This window comes from Sulfitobacter sp. 1A13421 (assembly GCF_043557285.1).
Taxonomy (GTDB): domain Bacteria; phylum Pseudomonadota; class Alphaproteobacteria; order Rhodobacterales; family Rhodobacteraceae; genus Sulfitobacter; species Sulfitobacter faviae.
This window is the reverse complement of record NZ_JBIFFQ010000026.1, coordinates 1-2,009: the sequence shown is the minus strand read 5'-3', so window position 1 is coordinate 2,009 and position 2,009 is coordinate 1. Positions and strand designations below refer to the sequence as shown.

Annotated in this window: 3 protein-coding genes; all 3 read right to left on the bottom strand. The window is 66.6% G+C overall.

All coding sequences use genetic code 11. The annotated features are described in order from the left end of the window. The coding region (locus tag ACGYLI_RS18080; protein ID WP_394420176.1) for an SDR family NAD(P)-dependent oxidoreductase at window positions 1–578 on the bottom strand (578 nt) is incomplete at its 3' end. After that, on the bottom strand, window positions 575–1,357 hold the full coding sequence (locus ACGYLI_RS18075) for a cyclase family protein (RefSeq protein WP_394420175.1): 783 nt from the start codon (window positions 1,355–1,357) through the stop codon (window positions 575–577). The genes ACGYLI_RS18080 and ACGYLI_RS18075, both read right to left, overlap by 4 nt. After that, window positions 1,354–2,009: SDR family NAD(P)-dependent oxidoreductase (locus ACGYLI_RS18070; protein WP_394420174.1), on the bottom strand; the 656-nt coding region annotated here is incomplete at its 5' end. The genes ACGYLI_RS18070 and ACGYLI_RS18075, both read right to left, overlap by 4 nt.

Genomic DNA, 2,009 nt, shown 5'->3' with positions numbered 1-2,009 from the left:
AGTGCCGCTTCGCGTTCGCTTTCTTTCGGGATGATGCCCCAGAAGTTATCCGTCTGCACCGGTCCGGGGGCCACGACATTGACGGTGATGCCATGCGGTGCAAGCTCCAGCGCCCATGTGCGCGCCATGCCGATCATCCCCGCTTTCGAGGCCGAATAGGCCGTGCGCGTCGGCGCGCCCAAGGCGGCGCGAGAGGCGTTGAACATCACCCGACCAAAGCCGCGTTCTTTCATCGCGGGCAGGAAGGCTTGCAGCAGCGTCAGGGCCGAGCCGAGGTGCAGTTGCGCAAGGCCGGTGATGTCGTCGGGCTTGGCCTCTTCAACCAGATTGGGCCAGATCAGCCCCGCGTTATGCACCAGATGGGTCACCTCATGGCGCGCGGCGATATCTGCGGCAACGGCGGCGACGGAGGCAGGGTCGAGCAGGTCGGCTTCGATATGCTCGCAGCCCTCCGCCTCCCATTCCGGCTTGCCCCGCGCGATCGAGATCACGCGATAGCCTCGCCCCAGCAACCGCTGCGCCAGATCGGCGCCGATGCCCTTGCTGCCCCCGGTGATGACGGCGGTGTATTCGGTCATTGTCTCTCTCCCGGTATCAGCGCCAGCACCCGCAAGGGGCTGCCGGTGCCGCCTTTGATCTTAAGCGGCGGTGCGATCAGCATGGCCCCGGTGGGCGGCAGTTGGTCGAGGTTGCACAGGCATTGCAGCCCATATCTCCCCGCCCCATGCAGCAGGTAATGCGCCGGGAAGGGCGGGTCGTAATGCATCCCCTGCCCCGCGTCGGTGCCGACCGTTTCCGTGCCAAAGCCGCGAATGCCGCGCTCTAGCAGCAGTTCGATGGCGGCGGGGGTGGGGCCGGGCGAATGGGCGCCATCCTCGCGCATGTTGAGGTAATCCGCCCCGCTGCGTTTCGACCAATCGGTGCGCATCAACACCCAAACGCCTGCGGGGATCGGCCCGTGCTGGGCCTCCCAATCGCGGATGATCTCGGGCGTCAGCTCAAAGTCGTCGTTCTGCGCCGCCCCCGCCGAACAGTCGATCACCACGACCGGGCCGATGAAGGCTTCGGGCGGGATTTCATCCAACGCGCCATGGGCCACGTCCTTGCCCGAGACCCAGTGAATGGGCGCGTCGAAATGGGTGCCGGTGTGCTCGTTCAGCGTGAGATTATGCCACTTCCACGCCGGGCCGCGGTGATCATAGGCCGAGACCTCCTCCATCCGGAACCGTGCACATTGGCCGAACTCTGGCGGCAGGACGATGACCGGGAAGTCCGGGTCGAGCCTATGGGTCAGATCGACGACCTTTGCGGCACCGCTTGCCAGTGCTTCGGCCAGTGTCATGATTGCATCGCTCATGCGCCGCCCCCTCGCGTTTCGCGTTCCATCAAGGCCGGATCGTCCAGCCAGCGGGCCAGCGCGTCCTTGGCCACGTCACCGCATGCGACCTCTTCCAACCCGTCGACCAGCCCGCGCACCACTGTCCGCGCCAGCGCGCGGGGGGCGACTTTGGGCGGCGGCAGAGGTTGGTGCCATTCGTCATCAACCGGGCCGGTGTAGACATTCATCACCCGCAGCCCCGATCCGGCAAATTCTGCCCGCATCGTCTGGCTGAGCGACCGCGCCGCCGCTTGGGAGGCATCGAAGCCACCGAACCCCGCCTCGGGCGCCAAGGCCCCGACCGAGAGGAGATTGACCCAAGCCACCGCGGCATTGACCCCATCCGCCGTGCGCGCGGCCATCGCGGGGCCAAAGCCCTGCGCCAAGCGCATCAGGCCCAGCACATTGGTCTCCATCCCCTCGCGGGCAAAGACCGTGTCACTGCCCAGCACCCCGCCGGGGCGGATGAATTGGGCGGTGTTGATCAGGATGTCGACCTTGCCACCGATCTCAGCGGCGAGGCGCGAGACGGAGGCCGTATCGGTCACATCAAGGGGCATGAGGCTGACGTTCTCCATCTCCTCGAAGGCGGCGCGGCCTTCCCACCTGCGCCAATGCTCCGGCTCGCCCA